Below are 21,633 nucleotides of genomic sequence, written 5' to 3'. Positions count from 1 at the left end.
GCGATCAGCTTGACGGTGATCGACACGTTGTCGCCAGGCATGACCATTTCCTTGTCGGCCGGCAGCTCGATCGAACCGGTCACGTCAGTCGTACGGAAGTAGAACTGCGGACGGTAGTTGTTGAAGAACGGGGTGTGACGGCCGCCCTCATCCTTCGACAGCACGTAGATCTCGCCGGTGAAGTGGTTGTGCGGCTTGATCGAACCCGGCTTGGCCAGGACCTGACCACGCTGGACATCTTCACGCTTGGTGCCGCGCAGCAGCAGACCGACGTTGTCGCCGGCTTGACCCTGGTCCAGCAGCTTGCGGAACATTTCCACGCCGGTGCAGGTGGTCTTGACAGTGTCGGTGATGCCGACGATTTCGATCTCTTCGCCGACCTTGATGATGCCGCGCTCGACACGACCGGTCACCACGGTACCGCGACCCGAGATCGAGAACACGTCTTCAACCGGCATCAGGAAGGCGCCGTCGACGGCACGTTCCGGGGTCGGGATGTAGGTGTCCAGGGCTTCAGCCAGGCGGGCGATGCACTCTTCGCCCATCTCGCCCGGCTGGCCTTCCAGCGCCATACGAGCCGAACCCTTGATGATCGGCAGGTCGTCGCCCGGGAACTCGTACTTCGACAGGAGCTCGCGCACTTCCATTTCGACCAGTTCCAGCAGTTCCGCGTCGTCGACCAGGTCGCACTTGTTCAGGAACACGATGATGTACGGCACACCCACCTGGCGAGCCAGCAGGATGTGTTCGCGCGTCTGCGGCATCGGACCGTCAGCGGCCGAGCACACCAGGATCGCGCCGTCCATCTGGGCAGCACCGGTGATCATGTTCTTGATGTAGTCGGCGTGGCCCGGGCAGTCGACGTGAGCGTAGTGGCGGTTGGCCGTTTCGTACTCGACGTGCGCGGTGTTGATCGTGATGCCGCGCGCTTTTTCTTCCGGCGCCGCGTCGATCTGATCGTAGGCCTTGGCTTCGCCGCCGAATTTCTTCGACAGAACGGTTGCGATTGCAGCCGTCAGGGTGGTTTTGCCGTGGTCAACGTGGCCAATGGTGCCGACGTTCACGTGCGGCTTGGTCCGTTCGAATTTACCTTTTGCCATTCTAGACTCCTAAGATCCTAACGATATTGAAAATTACCAGGCACACCTGACAGTCGAGACAGCCGACAGCCGTTTAAATTCTGGTGCCCTTGACGTGGATTGAACACGTGGCCTCTCCCTTACCAAGGGAGTGCTCTACCACTGAGCTACAAGGGCTTATTTGAAACTGGAGCGGGTGAAGGGAATCGAACCCTCGTCATAAGCTTGGAAGGCTTCAGCTCTACCATTGAGCTACACCCGCGCGAGGTTACTTCTTAGCTTCAACATTCGATTCACAACACGATCAACGCATTTGGTGGTGGGGGCTGGATTCGAACCAGCGTACTCAGAGAGGGCAGATTTACAGTCTGCTGCCTTTAACCACTCGGCCACCCCACCGCGAAGAACCGCAGAGTATGAAGCAACATATAAACTTCGTCAACTGTTTTTGCCTGAACTGATCAAACTCAAACAGTGTCGCTGCTTCGGGGCGTGATTGTAACGGCCGAAGTTCAAGTCCGCAAGGGCTGTTTGCAATAAACAATCTGGACCAATCCATGCAGACGTTTGGCGTACACTGTATTTACGCCAGGGAGCCTCCCCATGGACCTGAATCGCAGCGGCAATCACGAACGGCACGGGCTCCGCCTGTGGCTGGCCAACCTGACGACCATTGCCGTCTACCTCGGCACCGGCCTGCTCAGTCACGCGCTGGCCCTGCCGGCCGGCTATGCCACCCCCGTCTACCTGCCGGCCGGCGTCGGCTTCGCACTGACGGTCGTGTTCGGCTGGCGCGCCCTCCCCGGCATCGCCGTCGGCGCGGTCCTGATGCACCTGCCCGACGGCTGGATGGCGCCCGACACCGCGCCGTGGATCGCCGCGGCCGCGACGGCGGTCACCGCACTCGGCGCGCTGGCCCAGGCCTGGCTCGGCGCGCAATGGTTCGGCCGCCTCGTCGATCCCGCGCTCGGCACGTCGCGCGACGTCGCCCGCTTCCTGGCGCTCGCACCGGTGTTCTGCCTGATCAACGCGACGGCCAGCGTGGCCGTCCTGTACCGGCTGGGCGTGGTGACGGCGGCCGAACGGGCGCCGATCTGGATCAACTGGTGGGCCGGCGACACCGTCGGCGTCCTGCTCGCCGCACCGCTCGTGTGGATCGTGTGCGGCCGGCCGCGCCGGCTGTGGCGCAGGCGCGCCCGCATCGTCGCCCTGCCGCTGCTGCTGGCGGCCGGCGTCGTCATCGTCGCCTACGAACAGACCGTGCACTGGGAACACCAGCAATACCTGCAGGCCTACCGCCTCAAGGCGCAGCAGGTGGCCGACGAGCTGCAGGCCGAGCTGCGCGAGCACGAGCGCTTCGTCGACACGTTCGCGCGCGCGCTCGGCGCGGAAGACCGGTACATGGAACGCGACCGCTTCCTGCGCACGGCCAGCGGCTACGTCGGCGGCAGGCCGGAAATCACCGGCGTCGACTGGCTGGTGCCGGTCACGAACGACGAGCGTGCCGCCTTCGAGGCCTGGGTTCGCATCAACGTCGACGCCGATTTCGCCGGCCTGCGCGACCTGACCCCGGGACAGCAACTCCAGCCGGCCGGCACGCGCGAGCACTACCTGCCCCTGCTGTACACATGGCCCCCGGCCAATACGCTGGTACGCGGCATGGACTTCCTGACGGCGCCCGGGCGCGCCGAGGCGGCCGCGCGGGCCCAGGCGGCGGCCGTCCCCGTGGCCAGCGGCCCGATCAGGCTGGTGGCCAGGGCCTCCGACGGCATCGTCCTGTTCCGCGCGGTCAGGGAACCCGGCCGGCCCCTGCTGGGCATGCTGGCCCTGATCCTCGACACGCACACCTTCGTCGCGCAGGCGGTGCGGCACGCCGGCTTTCCCGGCTTCGACGTCAGCCTGGCCGATACGACCGCGGGCGCCGCGCCGCGCACGCTGGCGGGCGATCCCGGACGGCGCGCGGTGAGCGGCGACTATACCGTCCTGCTGGGGTTCGGCGGCCGCACGCTGCAGCTGCGCTTTTCGCCGACGGCGGCGTACATGGAAGGCGAGCGCGGGCTGGCCAGCTGGATCGTGATCACGACGGGGCTGCTGCTGGCCGCGCTGCTGGGCGCACTGATGCTGATCGTCAGCGGCGAGCGCGCCCAGATCGAGGCGCAGGTGGCGGACCGGGCGGCGCGCCTGCAGGCCATCCTCGACAATGCCGCCGACGCCATCATCACCGTCGACGCGCATGGCCAGGTGCTGTCCGCCAACCGCGCCACGGCGGCACTGTTCGGCTACCCGCCCGCCCACCTGCCCGGTCTCGCGTTCACGGCGCTGGTGCCGGGCCACGACGACGAGAACGGCCCCGACCTGCTGGCGCGCCTGGCCGGCAACAGCCCCGACGACCGCCAGCTGGACGGCCTGGACGCGCGCGGCGAGCCGCTGCCGCTGGCCGTGTCCGTGTCCCTCGTCGACCTCGCCGGCGAGCGCCTGTTCGTGTGCATCCTGCGCGACCTGACCGAGCAGCAGCGCGCCCAGGCGCGCATCCACCGCCTGGCCCACCACGATCCGCTGACGGGCCTGGAGAACCGCCATGCGCTCGGCATGCGCCTCGAGCGGCAACTGGCGCAGGCACGCCGCACCGGGCAGCCGCTGGCCGTGCTGTTCATCGACCTCGACCACTTCAAGAAGATCAACGATTCGCTCGGCCACCAGGCCGGCGACGAGCTGTTGACGGGCGCCGCGGCGCGCATGAAGGACCTGCTGCGCGACGTCGACACCCTCGCCCGGCTCGGCGGCGACGAATTCATCATCGTGCTGGGCGGCCCCCTGTCTCCGGACAGCGTGAGCGCGGTGGCGGTGCGCCTCGTGGAGTCGCTGCAGCAGCCCTACCGCTTGGCCGGCACCACGGCGCACAGCGGCGCCAGCGTGGGCGTGGCCCTGTTCCCGGACGACGGCGCCGACCCGGACACGCTGCTGCGCCACGCCGACATGGCGATGTACGCCGCCAAGCGCGAGGGCCGCGGCAATTTCCAGTTCTTCTCGTCCGCCATGAACGCGGCCACGCACGAGCACCTGGTGCTGGAGAACCGCATGTGGGCGACGCTGGAAAGCGGCGGCTTCGACGTGCACCTGCAGGCCCAGGTCGAACTCGCGACGGGGCGCGTGATCGGCGCCGAGGTGCTGCTGCGCTGGGACGATTCGGAACTGGGCAGCATCGATCCCGGCCGCTTCATTCCCATCGCCGAGGAATCGGGCCTGATCCTGCCGCTGGGCGACTGGGTGCTGGCGCGCGCCATGGCCTTGCTGGCCGAGTGGCAGGAAGACGGCATGGGCCAGCTGCGCCTGGCCGTGAACCTGTCGGCGCGCCAGTTCAACGGCGGGGCGCTGCTGTCACGCCTGGACCAGCTGCTCGACGAGCACGCGATCGATCCGGCGCGGCTGGAACTGGAGATCACGGAAACGGCCGCGATGCGCGACCCGGAGAACACGCGCAAGGTGCTGCTGCAACTGCGCGCGCGCGGCTTCAAGCTGGCGATCGACGACTTCGGCACGGGCTACTCGTCGCTGGCCTACCTGAAGCTGTTCGCGATCGACCGCATCAAGATCGACCGCGGCTTCGTGCGCGATATCGAGACGAATCCGAACGACGCCGCCATCGTCGGCGCGACCATCGGCCTCGCCCACGCGCTCGGGCTGGGCGTGATCGCGGAAGGTGTCGAAACCCAGGCGCAGCGGGGGTTCCTGCGCGACCGGCACAGCGACGAGGCGCAGGGTTTCCTGTTCGGGCGGCCGATGCCGGTGCGCGAATTCCGCGACTTCGTCAGGGCGCAAGCGCAGCCAGTACCTGGCCCTTGAGCGCCTTGATGAGGGCCGTCTCGTCGGGCGGCACGCCTTCCGGCGCCGTCGCCGTGCGGTCGGCGTAGAACAGGCCCAGCTGGGCCTTGCCGACCACCAGCGGGAGCACGATGAAGCTCTGCGCATCCGGCAGCAGCGCCTTGTGCCAGGCCGGCAGCAGGTCGCGGATCTTGGCGCCGCGCGCGTCCGAGATCATCAGGTCGGCATCGTTTTCCATCGCCAGGTAAAACAGGTCGCGCGCGCCCTTTTCGCCGCTCGCCGCCAGCGGAAACGTGAAGCCTTGCTGCACGCCCGCCTGCGTGAGCCCGAACGAGACGCGGGCCCGGTACTGCCCGGCGCGCACGTCCTTGAGCACGACCGTCGCGAAACGGAAGCCCAGCGCGGTGTACAGCGTCTCCAGCACCGCGAGCACCACGTCGTTGACCTTGTGCTGGCCCGAGGCGCGCATCTGGGTCACGTCCTGCACGCCGGCCAGCAGCAGGTCGCGCGCGTTTTTCGGCTTGCCGCTCGGGTAGGTGCCCTGCTCTTCCTTCTCGCCCGCGCCCAGGGTCGCCAGCACCAGCACGTTGGGCAGGCCGCCCACGTCTTCCGGCGCACGGCGCGGCACCGGCTGCAGGTTCATGCTCTCCAGGAGGCTCTTCATCTCGAACGCCACCGCCTCGAACAACTCGTCCAGTTCGGCCGCGCCGATGTTCAGCGCGGTGCCGTAGCGCGCCAGCATGGCTTGCGCTTCCGGTGCGTCGGACGGCGTCGCGGTTTTTCCCATCAGGCGCGCGACGTCCAGGCTGAACGACGCCACCTGGCGCATCCACTCGCCGCGGTTCACGGCCAGCTTGAGCGTGCCGGGCTCCAGCGGGCGCTGGGCGCGCATGATCACGTCCGGAATCTTCCACTCGCCCAGCACGGCCTCGGACAGCGCATCGAAGCTGCAGCCGAGGATCATCTGCGCGGCCTGCGCAAGCGCGTGCTTGCCGGTCCCGATGAGGGCCTGGATCTCGAGGTAGCGGTCGTGCTCGTGCGACGCCACCAGCAGCGCGCCGAGATTCTTGAACAACGCGCCGATCGACGCTTCCTCCGCGCCCTGGTAAAAGCTGTGGCGCGCCATCTCGCGTCCGACGAGGCTCGCGCACAGCGACGCTTCCAGTTCCACGCGCACGCTGTACGCATGGTCGCTGCTGGCCAGCGCGTCGACGAGCAGCATCGCCAGCGCGACCGTGCGCACGTTGTCGAAGCCCAGCAGGGAGATCGCGCGCGAGACCGTCGTGACGGCCGTGCCGGCCGCGGTGCGGTAGCGGACCGTGTTCGCCAGGCGCAGGATGCGCTGGGTGAGCGCGACGTCGGACAACACGAAGTGCGCGAGGTCGTGCGTGCCCTTGTCGTCCGAGGTGGCCATCTGCACGACGCGCGCGATGGCGCTGCCGAGCGCGAACATGTCCTCGTCGCCGCCGACTTTCTGCAGCAGCGCGGCGCGCACGCGGCGGCCGTCCGGCGGCGGACCGGGGTTCGGGTTCGGATTCGTCATGTTGCTCAGCCGGCCTTCTTCAGGCGCGGGCCCTTGTCGTATTTCGTGAGGATCTGCTGGTGCATCCCGGCCAGCGCGGGCAGCTTGGGGTTGACCGGATCGAGGCGGCGCACGCCGGCGATGTAGCCGAGGGCCTGCTGGCCGAGGCGCTCGTCCCAGCCGTCGTGGTCCAGGCATTTCAGGGTTGCCAGCGCGGCGTTGAACACGACCTGCGGATTGGTTGGCAGCTTGGTCGCCGCTTCCTGCATCAGCACGAGGGCGCCCTTATAGTCGCCGCCCTTGGCCTTGGCGGCGCCGGTGGCGACGAGGTCGACGACCTGCTGGCGGCTTTCCAGCGCCAGCTTCTGCGCCGTCTCGGCCTGGCCCGCGTTCTCGAACACGGCCATCGCGCGCGCCACCGCGGCGCCGTTCTGGGCATTGCGCATCACCTCGCGCACGACGTCGGCGGCGCCTTCTTCCATGCCGTTCTCGATGCAGGTGCGGGCCAGTTCCAGCTTGAGCTCGGGACGCAGGTCGGGCGCCTCCTTGTTGGCCGCGAGGGCGGCCGCCAGCGCTTCCGCCAGGCGCGCCTCGTTGCCCGTGTATTCGTGCACGAGGCTCGATGCGATGGCGCTGCACAGCGGCGTGTGCTTCTGGAAGGCCATCGATTTATCCAGGTCGCGGACGACGGCCGCGGCCTGCACGGGGTCGCCCTTGCGCACGAGCGTCTGCACGAGGAGCACGTGGTCCTGCGGGTCCTTGAACTCGGAATACTTGGCCTTGCTGACGACCTGCTTCAAGGTCTTCTCGGCCGTATCGTGGTCGCCCGCCTCGAGCGCGGTCTCGCCCAGCTTGCGCAGCCGGCGCACGGCGTGCGGCGACACGGCCACCGCTTCCATCAGCACGGCCTGGGCGTCGTCCAGCGCGCCGCTCGCCTCGTGGGTGCGCGCCAGCCAGTCGTAGGCGTCGACGAAGTTCTTGTTGCTGTCGACGAGGTCCTCGAGCATCTCGCGGGCCTCGTCGTAGCGCTCGCGCAGGAACAGGGTCTTGGCCAGGCCCAGGCGCGCCCAGGCGATGGCCTTGGTCTCGACGAGCTGGCGATAGACCGGTTCGGCCTCGTGCGGCTCGCCGAGGAACATGTGCAGTTCGGCGCGCAGGCGCAGGAAATCGACGAGGTAGCGCGGATGGCGGGTCTCGCCGTCGACGCAGGCGGCGATTGCTTCGCGCTGGTTGCCCGCCTCCATCAACTCGTACACCGGCAGCAGCGCGTTGCGCCGCTCCAGGCCGCGCGCGATGCGCTCGAGCAGGCGGTCGGCCGTGAACGGCTTCAGCACGTAATCGGTGGGCCCGAGTTCGGCGGCGCTGACGACCTTGCCGTAATCGCCTTCGGCCGTGACCATGAAGAACATGGTCGACAGGGGCATGAGCTTGTGGTGGCGCACGTCCTCGAGCAGTTGCTGGCCGTCCTGCCCCCCTTCCAGCGCGTATTCGCACAGGATCAGGTCGTAATGCTTCAGGCCGAGGTGCTTGACGGCCTGGTTCGAGCCGCCGACGTGGTCGATCTTGCTCAGGCCGCACATGTTCAGCATGTTGTGGATCGTCGACCGCATGCCGGCATGCGGCTCGATGATCAGGGCGGTGAGGCCGTCAAGTTCGTTCATATCCCGGTTTTCCGTGTGTGCCTGCGCTGGGCAGTGGGCTGCAAGGGCCTCTTGGTCTACCGAGTATATTACGTCCGGGGAATAGAATTCTTGAATTTCACCCTCGCCCGACCGGGCAAAATGTCGCAAAAAACCACACTCAGGCGCCGGGCTGGCGCGCGGCGGCCTGGCGCAGCGGCGCGCGGTGGCCGTTGACGCATTCCGGACGGGCCCCGCCGATCATGATGTTCTGGTAACGGACTTCGTACTTGCCGGCCGACAGTTTCTCGATCAAGAACTTGGCCCGGCCCAGCACATACGCGTGGCGCACGTTCGAGCGGCGGTCCAGGTCGTAGATCTTGACCAGCACGGGCGATGGATTATTGCTGTTGTCGACCAGCACCTGCATCTCGTCACCCTGGTTGCCGAGCGGATAACCGTCGACGTAACCGGACTGCGCGGGCCACGGATCGCCCGTCGGTGCCACCTGGGCCTGCAGGTCGGTATCGCAATCGGGGGCGCGGGCCGGCACGACGAGCTGGGTCACGGCGAGCGCCTTGATGTCGGGCGGCGCATCGGCCTGCCCGGCCGGACGTGCCCAGCCGTCGGCGCTGGCGTCGGTGCCGAGCGGGTCGGGCGGCGTGTTCGGCACCGGCGCGGACGCGGTGGCGGATGCCGCTGCGGACGCCGCCGCGGATGCCGGTGCCGCGGCCACCGCGGCAGGCTGGGCCTTGCCAGGCCAGGTCAGCGCGCTCGGCAGATATCGGGGCGGATCGAGCAGCACGAGGGTCAATGCGCCGCCGCCCGCGAAGGCGGCCAGCATCACACCCCACCAGCGCGGGTCGCGCAGCACGCGCCAGCGCGACGGCGCCGCCACCTGGCGCGGTTCCCAGTGCGGGTCGCCCCTGGGCCGCTCGCGCCCGTCGTCGCCGTGGGAGCTTTCCAGCCACTCCACTTCCCACTCTTCGGACGCGATCCATTCGTCGTGCTCCTTGCGGCGCCCGGGATCGGACAGGATGTTGTAGGCCGTATTGACGATCGCCATGATGCGGGCGGCGCGCTCGTCGCCCGGATTCTTGTCGGGATGGTATTTCTGACTCAGCGCCTTGTAGGCCGCGCGAATGACTTCCTGCGGTGCGTGGCGCGACACCTTGAGGTTGTCATAATGGGTGTGGATCTTGGCCATGGTCGGGAGTCAGGTTGCACGGGCGCCACGCATGACGCCCGCGCTTGCCGGTGCGGGCATCGTGCTGCATCAATATTAGCCGATTCGTTCAGTAACGGCAGAGGCAAGGGGCGGCCTGCCGTACGGGCGGAAGTACAGGATAGCCGGGTTTGTATCCGCGACGCAAGATGTCAGTATCACAACTTATGGCTGCGGTCGGCGCGTTCGATGGCCGGATCGGCGTCCACGCCGCTGCCGACGATGAGTACCTTGAACAATTCCCCCATCTCGGCCGGCGACACGAGCTTTTGCACGGCCTTCGACTGCGGCAGGTAGCGCAGCGCATCTTCCGGATCCGTCCGCAGCAACAGTTCGCCGATGCCCGCCGCCAGCAGGAACGCGGCCTGGCTCATGTAGCCAAGCACGTCGAGCCCGGCGCCGTGGGCCGCCAGCGCCATCGCCGTGAAGTCGACGTGCGCCGTGATGTCCTGCAGGCCCGGCAAATAAAACGGGTCGGGGTGCGCGTGGTGGCGGTAATGGCACATCAGCGTGCCGCTCGTGCGCTCGTCGAAATAATATTCGTGGGCGGGAAAACCGTAGTCGATCAGGATCGCGGCGCCCTTGCCCCCCTTGAACATCTGCGCCAGCGAGCGCATGAAACCGCAGCCGATAGGGTGGATTTCGGTCAGATAACCGTCTTGCAGCGTGTCGGCGTCCGGGATCTGGCGCGCGACCTGATCCAGCAGCGCCGCATCGGGCGCGCCCGGCGCGAAGGCGAAGCGGCCGGCGTCGACCGTCACCATCTGGCGCTGCCAGCTGCCGCCGTCGCGCTGGACGAGCTCGACCGGCATCGCATCCAGCACCTCGTTGGCGAGGACCACGCCGCGGAACGCGTCCGGGAAATCGTGCGTCCAGCGCACCTGCGGAAAATCCTTCAGCGCCTCCTGCTGGCGCGCGCGCAATTCTCCCGACAGTTCGATGATCGTATAGCTGTCGATGCGCACGCCCAGTTCGCCCAGCGTCGTCAGGACGTCATGGGCCAGTTTGCCCGTGCCGGCGCCGAATTCGATGATGTTGGGGCCACTTTGGGCCATAATAGCGGCGGCCGCGCGCGCCAGCGTGGCGCCGAACAGCGGGCTGATCTCGGGCGAGGTGGTGAAATCGCCGTCGCGGCCCAGCTTGGCCGCCCCGCCGCTGTAATAGCCGAGATTCGGCGCGTACAGCGCCAGCTCCATGAAGCGCGAGAACGGGATGGCGCCGCCCTGGTCGGCGATCTCGGCAGCGATCATGCGCTGCAGGGCTTGGGACGCGGCCAGCGCGTCGCTGGAGGGGAGAGGTAAGGACATCCGGCCATTGTAGCGAGAATCGGCAGGGACCAACAAACGGCCGCCATCACGATGACACAGACATATACGAACGACGAGCAGGCCCATACCGATCCCGGCCCCGAGACCCAGGCCGCCAACGACGACGCCGCGCCGCACGCCCGGCGCGCCCGGGTGGCGCTCGTCACGGGCGCCGGCCGGCGCATCGGGCGCGCCATCGCGCTCGGCATGGCCGAGGCCGGCTGGGACATCGCCGTGCACTACCGCCAGTCCGCCGCCGACGCCGACGACGTCGTGACGGCGATCCGCGCGCTGGGCCGGCGCGCCGTCGCGCTGCACGCCGACCTGGCGCTCGACGCCGCCGTGCGCGCCCTGCCGCGCCAGGTCGTGCATTTGCTGGGTGGACTGGATTGCATCGTCAACAACGCTTCGTTGTTCGAATACGACAAGCCGGACGCGTTTTCTCCAGCCCTGCTGGCCACCCACATGCAGTGCAATGTGGCGGCCCCGCTGCTGCTCGCGCAGGAACTCCACGCGCTGGTGCCGGACGGTGGCCAGGCCGTCGTGATCAACTTGCTCGACCAGAAACTGTACAATCTCAACCCGGATTTTTTGTCGTACACGTTGTCAAAGGCCGCATTGCAGACGGCCACCACCGTGCTGGCCCAGGCGCTGGCGCCGAAACTGCGCGTCGTCGGCGTCGCGCCCGGCATCACGCTCGTGTCCGGCGACCAGAGCGCGGACGGCTTCGGGCGCGCACACCGGGTCACGCCGCTGGGGCGCTCGTCGACGCCGCAGGACATCGTCGACGCCGTGTGCTACGCGGCGCACGCGAAGGCACTGACCGGCACCACCCTGCTCGTCGACGGCGGCCAGCATCTGATGCCGCTGGCGCGCGACGTGATGTTTTTGACTGAATAATTTTTACATTGCCCCTTACCTCGAAGGTTTCCTATGTTGTCCGCCCTGTTCTACCCGCAGCTGCGCGATTGCCGCAGGCTGTTCCTGCGCAATTACGAAGTCATGATCAACATCGGTGTCCATGAGTTCGAAAAGAAGGGCGAGCAACGCGTCCTGATCAATGTCGACCTGTACATTCCGCTCGGCCTGTCGACACCGAAGGACGACCAGCTGCACGAAGTGGTCGACTACGACTTCATGCGCGAGACCATCGCCAGGCGCATGGCGCAAGGCCACGTGCAGTTGCAGGAAACCCTGTGCGACGACGTCGTGAAGGCGATGCTGGCCCACCCCAACGTGCGCGCGGCCCGCGTCTCGACGATGAAGCCCGACGTGTATCCCGACTGCGAAGGCGTCGGCGTCGAAGTGTTCCAGATCAAGGATGAAGCATGAATGAAGTGACGATGGCGCGTCCGGCGGACGTGTCCGCCCCTGCCGTGCCCGACGCCGCCGACAAGAAGGTGGACAAACAGGCCTACGAGAACAACAAGCTGCACAAGCGCCTGTGCCGCCTCGTCGGCCAGGCGATCGGCGACTTCAACATGATCGAGGACGGCGACAAGATCATGGTCTGCCTGTCCGGCGGCAAGGACAGCTATGCCCTGCTGGACATTCTGATGACCCTGCGCGAGCGCGCGCCGATCCACTTCGACATCGTCGCCGTCAACCTCGACCAGAAACAGCCGAATTTCCCGCCCGAGGTGCTGCCGGCCTACCTGACGAAGCTCAATATTCCGTTCCACATCGAGAACCAGGACACCTACAGCATCGTCAAGCGCCTGATCCCGGAAGGCAAGACCACGTGCTCGCTGTGCTCGCGCCTGCGCCGCGGCATCCTGTACCGCGTCGCGGACGAGCTGGGCTGCACGAAGATCGCCCTGGGTCACCATCGCGACGACATCCTCGAAACCTTCTTCCTGAACATGTTCTTTGGCGCGAAGATCAAGGGCATGCCGGCCAAGCTCGTGTCGGACGACGGCAAGCACGTCGTGATCCGCCCGCTCGCGTACGTGAAGGAAGCGGACACCGAGCGCTACGCGGAAGTGAAACAGTTCCCGATCATCCCGTGCGACCTGTGCGGCTCGCAGGAAAACCTGCAGAGAAAACAGATCAAGGCCATGCTGCGCGACTGGGAAAAGAAACACCCGGGCCGCGTGGAAAACATCTTCTCGTCGCTGTCGACCGTCGTGCCGTCGCACCTGATGGACCGCGACATGTTCGGCTTCGCGGACCTGAAGGCCGACGGCGTGGCGAATCCGGCCGGCGACATCGCCTTCGACGCAGAGCCGTGCGGGGTGCCGGCGACGGGCACCATTCCGTTGCAGCCGCTCTGAGCCGTTTTGCGCCGCGCTGCCGGCGCCGCCCTGTCCGACCAGGCATGGCGGCGCCGGCATGCACGCTGCGTTTTTAACGTTGTCTATGTAATACAGTTTCGTCGCGATGACCGACCCGGCCTTCGTGAGATCGATTTCACTCTGAGGATAGCCCGGCAAGGACCACAACAGGCCGGCAAGGCGATGTAATATTCCTACCTCGCCTGCGACGTCGTTTGGCGTCCGCATCGTCCAACCCACCTGGATTCCTCATGCAAATCGGCCAACCCGCCAGCGCCGCCCAGACGAGCGGCGCTTCTGCCAACGCCAACACCCAAGTCGCGAGCCTGCGCATCTTCGTGTTCGCCCTGTTCTTCACGTTCGGCGGCATCACGAGCCTGAACGACGTCATCATTCCGAAACTGAAAGACCTGTTCACGCTGTCGTACGCGCAGGCGATGCTCGTGCAATCGGCCTTCTTTGCCGCCTATTTCATCGTGTCGCTGCCGGCCGCCGCGATCGTGCAGCGCATCGGCTACATGCGGACCGCCGTCGTCGGCCTGCTCACGATGACGGCCGGCTGCCTGCTGTTCATCCCCGCGTCCTCATCCGGCATGTTCATCACCTTCCTGCTGGCGCTGTTCGTCCTGGCGGCCGGCATCACCATCGTGCAGGTCGTGGCGAATCCGCTGATCTCGATGCTGGGCGCCCCCGCCACGGCATCCAGCCGCCTGACCTTCGCGCAGGCCTTCAATTCGCTCGGCACGACCGTCTTTCCCTACGTCGGCGCGATCCTGATCCTCGGCTCGCTGGCCCGCGTCGACCAGGCCACGCTGTCGGCCGACGCCCTCGCCGCCTACCGCGCCGCCGAAAGCCAGGTCGTGGTGCACACCTACCTCGGCCTGGCCGTCGCACTGGCCATCGTCGCCTTCCTCGTCTGGACCAACCGCGGGAAGCTCGTCGAACATCCCCATCCCGACAGCAGCATGTGGGGCGCCTTCGACCTGCTGAAACAGCCGCGCTTCGCGTTCGGCGCCTTATGCATCTTCCTGTACGTCGGCGCCGAGGTGGCGGTCGGTTCGCTGATCGTGAACTACCTGATGCAAAACGACGTGCTGGGCCTGGGCGCGGAAGCGGCCGGCAAGCACGTGCCGCTGTACTGGGGCGGCGCCATGGTCGGCCGTTTCCTCGGCGCTTACGTCCTGCGCATCTGCTCTCCCGGCAAGGTGCTGGCCGGCGCCGGCGCCATCGCCGCGCTGCTGCTGCTCGTCTCCGCCGCCACGCATGGCGCGGCGTCCGGCTGGGCGCTGCTGGCGATCGGCCTCGTCAACTCGATCATGTTCCCCACCATCTTCACCCTGGCGTCCGAAGGCCTGGGCGAGCGCGCGGCCGAAGGCTCGGGCCTGATCTGCGTGGCCATCGTCGGCGGCGCCGTCGTGCCCCTGATCACCGGTTACGCGGCCGACGCCGCCGGTCTGCGCCTCGCACTGGCCGTGCCCGCGCTGTGCTACCTGCTGATCCTCGCCTTCGGCTGGTACGCGCGCCGGCCGCTGGCGCGCGGTTGACCCGTCATCGTTCGCCTCGCTCACCCGGCCACGTCGGTCCCGGCCGGGCTCACGCCGTCCAGCCGCCGGCGCGCCGGCCCGAGCTGGCGCAGGACGCGGCCATTGATGCGGTCGCGCTCGGCATCGCGCAGCCAGCCCCATTTGTTGAAGTAGCGGCAGGCCGACACGCACCGCCGCCAGCACCACGCCACCCGCATGCACCCGCCGCGCGCACCGGCGCGGGCGGGATCGCGCACGGCATCACGCACGACATCGCGCACGACCGTCACGTGCGGCAGGAATACGGTGCGCGCGATGCGTGACGTGCGGCGCGCCAGGTCGACCGTGTCGAAGCGCAGCAGGAAGCGCTCGTCGAACATGCCGACGCGCAGCACGGTCTCGACCCGCATCAGCAGGCAGCACGCGGGCGGCACCGGCACGTCCATCACCCGGCTGTAGCCGCTCGCATGCAGCTGGTAGCGCGCCAGCCTGCCGCTGGACCGGTGCAGCAGCGGAAAGCAGCGCCCCAGCACCAGTTCCACCGGCCCCGGCAGCAGGCTGCACAACGGTTGCAGACGTCCGTCCGGGCCCTGCACCCGTGGCGTCAGCAGGCCCACGTCGGGATGCTGCTCCATGTAGGCGATCATCCGGGCCACCGCGTCGAGCGGCAAGCCGATGTCCGGGCCAAGCAGCAGGTGATAGGCGCTTCCTGCGCCGGCCGCCTCGCTCAGGACCCGGTTATGGACGCGCGCGTGGCCCGGCGAGTCGGACTGCGGGCGGTAGTGCGCGCCGTAGCGCCCCGCCAGCGCGGCCAGGCCGGGCTGCCGCGCATCGTCGGCCAGGTACACCAGCAGGTGCGGGCACGCGGTCGTGAGACTCAGCAGCAGGCGCGCGATCCGGTCCTGCGGCGCGGCGCCGCAGACGATGCAGCAGCTGGCCCGCGCGGCCGTGGCGCCCATGTCAGCCTCCGCCGCGCGTGCGTGTTCGCCGGTGTCCGCGCGCAAAATAAAAAGCCTTGTCCATGACGTACGCCTCCAATCGAATCCACATGGAGTGAGAGTGGGGCCGTGCGCGGCGGTTGCAGCGGAATCGACGGCGATTGCGCGGGATCAGGCTGCGTGCATGTGCTACCGTCGAATGGATACGGACGAGGTCCAACGATGCAGGGCCCGCATGCGCATGCGGACCTTATAAACGGCCGCGGTGTTACAGCGCCACGTCGGTGCGCAACACCGGGTACAGGTTCAGCCGCTCATCCCAGGACGGGTGGCGGCGCGTGAAAAATTCGAGGCGTGCATGGGGGTTCTGCGCGAACGCGGGGGCGGTAACGCCCGCGTTACCGTGACCGTGGCGGATAAATCGCGATCTCTTTCATCTGCGACCGCGCCAGGTGCATCGGCACCGCGCGCGCACGGGCCGTCGATGCCGCCGGACAGGCATTGGTGGCGCGGTACGACAGCGCCGCAGCCAGCATGCCCTCGGCCGGGTCGCCCAGCGCGTGCGCCATGTCGTCGGAGACGGTGCAGGTCGGTGCGAAGCCGTCCGCGAAATCGCCGAAGCCTTTCGCGTTCACACCCTGGAACTGGATCGTGAAGTACGTCGTGCCGCAGTTGTCCGTCGGGAAAAAGCCGTAGGGCTTGCCGCAGGTCGTGCCGCCGATGAGGTCGACCTGGACGTCCACGCCGCGCAGGCCGTTGATCACCGCTTCGCTGGCCGAGCACGTGTCGGGCGTCGTCAGCACGGTCACGCGCCTGAGGCCCAGGGACGGCAAGGTGCTGCCGGCCGGGGCGGAGAAGCCGTAGGCCGTGCCGCGGAACGGGATCGGCGCGTCGGACGCCGTCTTGTCGTTGTACACGGCGCGTTCGAACGTCTTGCCGGCCGCGACCGGTCCCGCAACCATATAGGCCAGCTCGCTGGCGATGTACAGCAGGCCGCCGCCGTTGTAGCGCATGTCGAGCACGAGGTCCGTCGCGCCCTGGTTCTTGAGGGTCGTGAACGCGTTGACCAGCTGCAGTTCGGAGACGGCGTTATGGTCCTCGAAGCTCAGATAACCCACCTTGCCGGTCGGGGTGTCGATCACCTTGACGTTTTTCACGGGCGTCGTGGTGACGACGGCCGACGTCAGCGCAATGTCGAACGTCTTGTCGCCGCGCCGCATCGTGAGCGTGTGGTGTTCGCCCGCGGTGTCCGGCGACAGGCCGGCATTCAGCTTGGCGATTTGATCCTTGTCGGTGGTGTCGATGAAGTCGATGCCGTCGACGGCCGCCAGCAGGTCGCCGCGCTGGATGCCGGCCGTCGCGGCGGGCGAACCCGGCTCGACGATCGCGGCCAGCCAGGTGCGCGGCGCCGTCGTGGAATTGATCGACCAGGTCAGGCCGTAGCCGGTGTCCTGGCTCGCATTGCTGAGTGCGGCCCATTCCGCCGTCGTGTAGGTGAAATGGAAACGGTCCTTGAGCCGGCCCGAGGCGGTGAGCGCGGGGGTCTTCAGGGCGTCGAAATAGTCGAGCGCATTCGTGTAGTCCGCCATGTGGACGGTGCTCGGGATTTCCTTGTACCAGAGATAAGTCGCGTCGGTCCAGCCGCGCAGGAACTTCATTTCGTCCTGCAGCGTGCCCTGGCGGTCCGGGAAGGAAAGGCCCACGGCATCGAGGCCCGTGCGCGGTGCGGCGCACAGGTTCTGGTAACTCATGTAGTCGGCCAGGATCGGGTCCGGGGCGTCGGCGGGCGTCGGCGTCGGGGGCGGCGTCGTCGGAGGTGTCGGCACGGTGGACGTGCCGGGATCGCTGGCGACCGGCGTCGAGGCGCCGATGGACGGATTCCCGCCGCCGCCACCGCAGCCGGCCAGGGCGACGAGCGCCGCGCAAGCGCAGGCAAACAGGCGGGAAAAGGCGGCGGCGGCGGAATGCGAATTCATGCGTCCGATTATAGACGCGGCCATCTCGCAGATTGCATCCAACTGTAACAGTCGGCAGAAAAAGACGATGCCGCCTGCCGGGTGTGAATCCGGCAGGCGGCATCGTGCGGGAATGCCGTCGTTCAGGCGGCGCGCGTGGTGGTGCCGCCCGCGTGGAAGGCGGACACCAGGTCCGCTTCCTTGCGCCTGGCCGCCGCGAGGTGGCGCTCCTTGACGTGGCCGAAACCGCGGATGTCTTCCGGAATGCTCGCGATCGCGACCGCCTGCGCCAGGTTCTCGGCCGTCAGCCTGGGCAACACGCCTTCGACGGTCGCACGGTACGCCTGGATCAGGGCGCGCTCCATCTTGCGCTCGGCCGTGTGGCCGAACGGATCGAGCGCGGTGCCGCGCAAGCCTTTCAGCTTCGCCAGCACGCCGAACGCTGTCATCATCCACGGGCCGAATTCCTGTTTCACGAGGTGGCCGTCCTTGTCCTTCTTCGCGAACAGCGGCGGCGCCAGGTGGAACTTCAGTTTGACGTCGCCCTCGAACATGCCGTCGATCTTGGCCATGAACGCCGGATCCGTGTACAGGCGCGCCACTTCGTACTCGTCCTTGTACGCCATCAGCTTGTACAGGTAGCGCGCCACGGCTTCCGTCAGGCGCGTGCCCTTGCCCAACTTGTCTTCGGCCGCGCGGACCCGGTCCACGAATGCCTTGTACGCCGCGGCATAGTCGGCGTTCTGGTACGCGGTCAGCAACTCGACGCGGCGCTTGACCAAATCGTCGAGCGATTGCGTACGCTTGAATTCGATCACCTTCGCGGGCGTCACGAGCTTTTGCACCGACGGCAGGTCGTGGGCGGCCGTGCGGCCCCAGTTGAACGCGGCCTTGTTGAAGGCGACGGACACGCCGTTCAATTCGATCGCCTTCATGATCGACGCTTCCTGCAGCGGCACGTGGCCCTTCTGGAACGCATAGCCCAGCATGAACATATTGGTGGCGATGGCGTCGCCCATCAAGGTCGTCGCGATGTGGCCGGCGTCGATGAAGTCGACGTTGCCTTCGCCGCAAGCCTGCACGATGGCGCCGCGCGAGCCCTCGGCCGGGAATTGCCAGTCCGGGTTCTTGATGAACGCCGCCGTGGTGGCGCCGCTGCCGTTCACGGCGGCCCACGTGCGGCCCTCGCCCATGCGCGACAGGGCGTCGCGGCTGGCGGTGACGATCTGGTCGCAGCCGATCACGAGATCCGCGTTACCCGTGCCGACGCGCGTCGAATGCAGGTCGGCCTGGCGGTCGGCGAGGCGCACGTGCGACATCACCGGACCGCCCTTCTGCGCGAGGCCGCTCATGTCCAGCACCAGCGCGCCCTTGCCTTCCACGTGCGCGGCCACCGCGAGGATCTGGCCGACCGTCACGACGCCCGTGCCGCCGATGCCGGTGACGAGGATGCCGAACGGGTTCGTCGTCGCCGGGATGCGCGGCAGCGGCAAGGCCGGCGGCGCGGCCTCGCTGGAAGCCGCCTTCTTCGGCTTTTTCAGGGCGCCGCCTTCGACCGTGACGAAGCTCGGGCAGAAGCCGGTGACGCACGAAAAATCCTTGTTGCACGAGGACTGGTTGATCTGGCGCTTGCGGCCCAGCTCCGTCTCCAGCGGTTCGACGGACAGGCAGTTCGACTGCTTCGAGCAATCGCCGCAGCCTTCGCACACGGCCTCGTTGATCACGGCGCGCTTGGCCGGGTCCGGATACGCACCCTTCTTGCGGCGGCGGCGCTTTTCCGACGCACAGGTCTGGTCGTAGATCATGGCCGACACGCCCGGCATCTCGCGCAGTTCGCGCTGCACGTCCATCAGTTCCGCGCGGTGGCGCACGGTGACGCCTTCGGCCCACGGATAATCGTCCGGATATTTTTCCGGTTCGTCGGTGACGACGATGATGGGCGTGACACCCTCGGCCGCGAGCTGGCGGCTGATCCTGGCCGGATCGAGCGGACCGTCGACGACCTGGCCGCCCGTCATCGCGACGGCGTCGTTGTACAGTATTTTATAGGTGACGTTGACCTTGGCCGCGACCGACGCGCGGATCGCCAGCACGCCCGAGTGGTAATAGGTGCCGTCGCCGAGGTTCGCGAACACGTGTTTTTCGCCCGTGAACGGCGCCTGGCCGATCCACGTGGCGCCTTCTCCGCCCATCTGCGTGAACGTGGACGTCTCGCGGTCCATCCACAGCACCATGTAGTGGCAGCCGATGCCGGCCATCGCGCGCGAGCCTTCCGGCACCTTCGTCGAGCTGTTGTGCGGGCAGCCGGAGCAGAAATAGGGGATACGGTCCGTTTCCGGATTCGCCTTCGGGATGTTCTTGAGGATCAGCTCTTTCGCTTCGAGGAAGGCGATGCGCTCCTTCACGCGCTGCTCGACCGGATGGCCGGCGCAGTAGTGCGAGATGCGCGACGCGATCGCGCGCGCGATCTGGGCCGGATTCAGCTCGTAGTTCGCCGACAGCAGCCAGTCGCCCTGGCCGGAGCGGCTCTTGACGCTCCACTCGCCCGTGTCGTCGAACTTGCCGACGACGCGCGGCCGGTCGCCGTCCGGCAGGTTGTACAGCTCTTCCTTCAACGCGTATTCCAGCACCTGCCGCTTTTCCTCGACGACGAGGATCTCGTCCAGGCCGCGCGCGAATTCGTTCACGCCGATGGAATCCAGCGGCCACGTCATGCCGACTTTATACACGCGCAGGCCGATGTCGCGCGCCGCCTGCTCGTCGATGCCGAGGTCGGCCAGCGCCTGGCGGGTGTCGAGGTAGGATTTGCCGGCCGTGATGATGCCGATCTTCGGGGTCGGGCTGTCCCACACGATCTGGTTGAGCTTATTGGCGCGCGCGTAGGCCAGCGCGGCATACCACTTGTAGTGGTTCATGCGCACTTCCTGGTCCAGCACGGCGTCCGGCCAGCGGATGTTCAGGCCACCCGCCGGCATCTCGAAGTCGGTCGGCAGGACGGTCTGCACGCGGTCCGGATCGAGGTCGACGACGGCGCCCGATTCGATGATGTCGGTCACGCATTTCATCGATACCCACAGGCCGCTGTAGCGGCTCATCGCCCACGCGTGCAGGCCGTAGTCGATGTATTCCTGCACGGACGACGGGTACAGCACCGGGATGCCGCAGTGGTGCAGGATGTGGTCGGACTGGTGCGCCGTCGACGACGATTTCGCCGCGTGATCGTCGCCGGCCAGCACGAGCACGCCGCCGTTTTTCGCGCTGCCCGCGTTGTTACCGTGTTTAAAAACGTCGCCGCAGCGGTCGACGCCCGGCCCCTTGCCGTACCACATGGCGAACACGCCGTCGTACTTCGCATCCTTGAACAGATTGGTCTGCTGCGTGCCCCAGACGGCCGTCGCGGCCAAGTCTTCGTTTATGCCGGGGTGGAAGTGGACCTGGTGCGCTTCCAGGTGTTTTTGCGCCTTCCACGCGGTCTGGTCGACCTGGGTGACGGGCGAGCCGCGGTAGCCGGTGATGTAGCCGGCCGTGTTCAGGCCGGCGGCGAGATCGCGTTCGCGCTGCAGCATCGGCAGGCGGATCAGGGCCTGGGTGCCGGTCATGAAGGCGCGGCCGCGTTCCAGCGTCCATTTGTCGTCGAGCGTGATCTCGTGGGGCGGTAGCGGTTCCAGCTGGCTGCGGTCCAGGGGAGCGTTCATGCGGGTCTCCGATTATGTTTGTCGTGTTTCGGTTGGGGCCAGTATAGACCTGCACCCCCAGCATTAAATTTCAATGAATTCCCCCCGTTAAACGATTTGCGCAATAAAATTGCGACGTACGCGACCGCCGTGGAGAATTCATGTCAAAAATAGAGCTGGATAAAACCGACCGTAAAATCCTCGCCATCCTCCAGTCGGATGGCCGCCTGTCCAACCAGGACGTGGCCGAGCGCGTCAGCCTGTCGCCGTCGCCCTGTTTACGGCGCATCAAACGCCTGGAAGAGGCCGGTGTCATTCGGCAATATGTCGCCCTGCTCGATCCCGACAAGCTGGGCCTGGGCCTGCTGGCCTATGTGAACGTCCGCCTGGAAAAGCACAGCGAAGGCGCGGCGAATGCGCGCGTGCCGGCCACGTCGCCGCGCTTCGACTTCGCCCAGGCCGTGTCGACCTGGCCGGAAGTGGTGGCCTGCTATGCGATGACGGGGGAGATGGATTTCCTGCTGCGCGTGCACGTGGAAGACATGGACCACTTCTCGCGCTTCATGATGGGCACCCTGCTGCGCCACCCGGCCGTGCTGGACGTGAAATCGAGCTTCGCCCTCCAGCGCATCAAGGAAACGACGGCGCTTCCCATCGTTTGACGGCAATTCTATCCCGATAGGGTGGACACCCCGT

At 67.1% G+C, this 21,633-nt stretch carries 14 protein-coding genes and 3 tRNA genes; 6 read left to right on the top strand and 11 right to left on the bottom strand.

Translation table 11 applies throughout. The annotated features are described in order from the left end of the window. The 4 genes from tuf to U9J41_RS11000 all read right to left on the bottom strand — a co-directional run. Nucleotides 1-1,100, bottom strand: a 1,100-nt coding sequence (tuf, locus tag U9J41_RS11015) for an elongation factor Tu (protein WP_322402223.1), incomplete at its 3' end; no start/stop codon positions are given. An 81-nt stretch (nt 1,101-1,181) separates the two neighbouring features. After that, a tRNA-Thr gene (locus U9J41_RS11010) sits at nt 1,182-1,256 on the bottom strand. Between the two features lie 11 nt (nt 1,257-1,267). Continuing rightward, nucleotides 1,268-1,341, bottom strand: a tRNA-Gly gene (locus U9J41_RS11005). A 52-nt stretch (nt 1,342-1,393) separates the two neighbouring features. Continuing rightward, a tRNA-Tyr gene (locus U9J41_RS11000) sits at nt 1,394-1,478 on the bottom strand. A gap of 204 nt (nt 1,479-1,682) precedes the next feature. Here U9J41_RS11000 and U9J41_RS10995 point away from each other — a divergent pair. Further along, the gene (locus U9J41_RS10995) at nt 1,683-4,922 is read left to right on the top strand and encodes an EAL domain-containing protein (RefSeq protein WP_322402222.1); all 3,240 of its coding nucleotides are present in this window, start codon (nt 1,683-1,685) and stop codon (nt 4,920-4,922) included. Here U9J41_RS10995 and U9J41_RS10990 read toward each other — a convergent pair. From U9J41_RS10990 to U9J41_RS10975, 4 genes are all read right to left on the bottom strand, one after another. Then, nucleotides 4,888-6,444, bottom strand: coding sequence for an HDOD domain-containing protein (locus tag U9J41_RS10990; protein ID WP_322402221.1), 1,557 nt, complete (start codon nt 6,442-6,444; stop codon nt 4,888-4,890). The genes U9J41_RS10995 and U9J41_RS10990 overlap by 35 nt on opposite strands. Nucleotides 6,445-6,449: 5 nt before the next feature. Then, nucleotides 6,450-8,084, bottom strand: coding sequence for a response regulator (locus U9J41_RS10985; RefSeq protein ID WP_322402220.1), 1,635 nt, complete (start codon nt 8,082-8,084; stop codon nt 6,450-6,452). Nucleotides 8,085-8,223: 139 nt separating this feature from the next. Then, complete coding sequence (locus tag U9J41_RS10980; protein ID WP_322402219.1) at nt 8,224-9,249, bottom strand: J domain-containing protein; 1,026 nt, start codon at nt 9,247-9,249, stop codon at nt 8,224-8,226. A 176-nt stretch (nt 9,250-9,425) separates the two neighbouring features. After that, the gene (locus U9J41_RS10975) at nt 9,426-10,574 is read right to left on the bottom strand and encodes a class I SAM-dependent methyltransferase (RefSeq protein ID WP_322402218.1); all 1,149 of its coding nucleotides are present in this window, start codon (nt 10,572-10,574) and stop codon (nt 9,426-9,428) included. A gap of 51 nt (nt 10,575-10,625) precedes the next feature. Here U9J41_RS10975 and U9J41_RS10970 point away from each other — a divergent pair, with 51 nt between their 5' ends. The 4 genes from U9J41_RS10970 to U9J41_RS10955 all read left to right on the top strand — a co-directional run bounded on the left by U9J41_RS10970 (nt 10,626) and on the right by U9J41_RS10955 (nt 14,391). Then, entirely contained in the window at nt 10,626-11,474 is an 849-nt protein-coding gene (locus tag U9J41_RS10970) for an SDR family oxidoreductase (protein ID WP_322402217.1), read from the top strand. A 33-nt stretch (nt 11,475-11,507) separates the two neighbouring features. After that, nucleotides 11,508-11,906: a dihydroneopterin aldolase gene (locus U9J41_RS10965; RefSeq protein ID WP_056442625.1), complete on the top strand. Its 399-nt coding sequence runs from the start codon at nt 11,508-11,510 to the stop codon at nt 11,904-11,906. Beyond that, on the top strand, nt 11,903-12,847 hold the full coding sequence (gene ttcA, locus U9J41_RS10960; RefSeq protein WP_322402216.1) for a tRNA 2-thiocytidine(32) synthetase TtcA: 945 nt from the start codon (nt 11,903-11,905) through the stop codon (nt 12,845-12,847). Before U9J41_RS10965 ends, ttcA begins: the two co-directional genes overlap by 4 nt. Before the next feature lie 251 nt (nt 12,848-13,098). After that, nucleotides 13,099-14,391, top strand: coding sequence for a sugar MFS transporter (locus U9J41_RS10955; RefSeq protein ID WP_322402215.1), 1,293 nt, complete (start codon nt 13,099-13,101; stop codon nt 14,389-14,391). Nucleotides 14,392-14,411: 20 nt separating this feature from the next. On the opposite strand, the gene U9J41_RS10950 is transcribed toward U9J41_RS10955, so the two are convergent. The 3 genes from U9J41_RS10950 to U9J41_RS10940 all read right to left on the bottom strand — a co-directional run bounded on the left by U9J41_RS10950 (nt 14,412) and on the right by U9J41_RS10940 (nt 20,958). After that, nucleotides 14,412-15,329, bottom strand: coding sequence for a glycosyltransferase family protein (locus U9J41_RS10950; RefSeq protein ID WP_322402214.1), 918 nt, complete (start codon nt 15,327-15,329; stop codon nt 14,412-14,414). A 377-nt stretch (nt 15,330-15,706) separates the two neighbouring features. Next, nucleotides 15,707-17,284 (bottom strand): S41 family peptidase, encoded by a 1,578-nt coding sequence (locus tag U9J41_RS10945; protein WP_322402213.1) that lies wholly within the window; start codon nt 17,282-17,284, stop codon nt 15,707-15,709. A 122-nt stretch (nt 17,285-17,406) separates the two neighbouring features. Next, nucleotides 17,407-20,958 (bottom strand): indolepyruvate ferredoxin oxidoreductase family protein, encoded by a 3,552-nt coding sequence (locus tag U9J41_RS10940; protein ID WP_322402212.1) that lies wholly within the window; start codon nt 20,956-20,958, stop codon nt 17,407-17,409. Between the two features lie 140 nt (nt 20,959-21,098). On the opposite strand from U9J41_RS10940, the gene U9J41_RS10935 reads away from it, so the two are divergent. Next, entirely contained in the window at nt 21,099-21,599 is a 501-nt protein-coding gene (locus tag U9J41_RS10935) for an Lrp/AsnC family transcriptional regulator (protein ID WP_056442608.1), read from the top strand. The last annotated feature ends 34 nt before the right edge of the window (nt 21,600-21,633 follow it).

This window comes from Massilia luteola, assembly GCF_034420155.1.
Lineage (GTDB): Bacteria > Pseudomonadota > Gammaproteobacteria > Burkholderiales > Burkholderiaceae_D > Telluria > Telluria luteola.
This window is presented reverse-complemented; position numbering and strand designations above follow the sequence as displayed.